Origin of the sequence: Corynebacterium sp. AOP12-C2-36, from assembly GCF_052379185.1 — a bacterium.
Taxonomy (GTDB): Bacteria; Actinomycetota; Actinomycetes; order Mycobacteriales; family Mycobacteriaceae; genus Corynebacterium.
The window spans coordinates 1-1,647 of the sequence record NZ_JBQSYJ010000056.1 but is presented as its reverse complement, the minus strand read 5'-3'; the positions used below and the strand labels follow the sequence as shown (position 1 = coordinate 1,647).

Genomic DNA, 1,647 nt, shown 5'->3' with positions numbered 1-1,647 from the left:
ATCGGACAGGCGGACGAACTGGTCGCGGTGGGCCAGTGTCCCCGAGGCCGTGTCGGTAAACACCCGGGCGCAGCCGTACTTTGTCAAGGCGTCGTGTTGTAGTCGGGCATCCTGATCAGTCGTCGACACCCGGGCATAGCCCAACACCTCACCCACGACGACCCCCTGGTGAGTTCGTGGAGAAAGCAAGGCTAACGACGCGGAGCATCGTCGTCGTCCGTGGCATCCGTGCATCAGCAAACTGTGAACGCACCCAAACTGTCCCTACTCCCACAATCCCAGTTCCCATCGTCGGTAGTATCGCACGCTAACAAGGCTAGTTGTTCATTTCATCAAATACTGCGTCATTATCCGTCACCGGACAACGTGGTGACACATTGATTATGACACAGTGTTGTGACACTCGCCCAGCAGGACAAACAGCTCGATAGTTTCCCAAGCGTGGCAGTGTGTCACAAACGATCATTTTCGGACACTACCCCCGGTTTCCGATACTGTTCGTTATCCGCAACCACGTCGCATGCAGACGCCACCACCCCCGTGTGCCAGAGTTCACAGAGTATTCACAAATAACTGACATTCTCCGTAGTCTTCGGTGATACTGTGAGCATGTGGGGTAAACCACATCCAATGCTTGAACGCGAGGAGAACCATGAACAAGACTCCAGTGAGGCGGCTTACAGCCCTAGCCCTGGCACTATGCATACCGCTCGCAGCGCTCCCCGCTGCCAACGCTGCTCCGGAGTCAGCGGACCCGACCGCCGAAGCGGTGAACACCGAAGCCGAACAGTGGCAGGAAACACTCCTGCGAGAAGCGCAAGAACTCGAGGCCTCAAGCATCCCGCGCCATACGGTCACCCACGAGGGCGAGGACTTCCTTGTCTACGAACTCGAAAACGGCATGGAGCTAGCCATGCCCGCATATCTCACACAGCCTTCACCGCGACTTTCAGCCGGACCGTCGGTTCGAGGCCCGTGGATCGAACTCACTCCGAAAGAACAACGACTGGCCATTGCCGGATCTACTGGGTTCATCACCACTGCACTGTGCGCTGGGACATACGGCATAGCATGCGGACTGGCCTCGGCAATCGGTCCTGCCGCTGCGCTTGCCCTCTCTGAGCGTGGCTTGTGCCCCAACAACCGGAGAGCACTCATCGAAGTGACATGGAGCGGACAGCTCCGCGGATTTAGTTGCCGGTAGGTATTGATATGGGATTAAACAGAACACAAAAATACAACTGGGTTTTCCCCCTAGCTGTAGGCATCGTCATCCTTGCTCTCGGAGCATTTGGAGTAATCGATTTTGCAATCAGCTTGCCATTTGCAATAGTGATGTTTTTATCATCTGCCGCAACCTGGTTTATCGTATCAAGAAAAGCAAAAAAGAAGCACACATCCACTAGGAATAGTGGTTTTTAGTCTAGAATCCCAGTTCCATTGCCATGTATCTCGTCCGGGAGTAGTCCATTCAGTCGGATATCTTCCCCGGCGAACGATCCTACGGATTTCGAGTCGACGAGCACCTGGGGGGGTGCTGTTGCAATCTGGGGTGATGGTGTCGGAAAGCTGATCACGCCAGGAGTTCCCGACCCCGCGTGCTGGTATCTCAGGCGCCGGCGAAGGCCTTGGCGACGATCACTGCAT

At 55.6% G+C, this 1,647-nt stretch carries 2 protein-coding genes; one reads left to right on the top strand and one right to left on the bottom strand.

Annotated elements, in window-relative coordinates:
• Positions 1 to 234: recombinase family protein (locus tag ACT3UN_RS16410; protein ID WP_444657650.1), on the bottom strand; the 234-nt coding region annotated here is incomplete at its 3' end.
• Between the two features lie 418 nt (positions 235 to 652).
• Here ACT3UN_RS16410 and ACT3UN_RS16405 point away from each other — a divergent pair.
• Positions 653 to 1,204 carry a hypothetical protein gene (locus ACT3UN_RS16405; protein ID WP_444657649.1) on the top strand — a complete coding sequence of 184 codons (552 nt, stop codon included), beginning with the start codon at positions 653 to 655 and terminating at the stop codon, positions 1,202 to 1,204.
• The last annotated feature ends 443 nt before the right edge of the window (positions 1,205 to 1,647 follow it).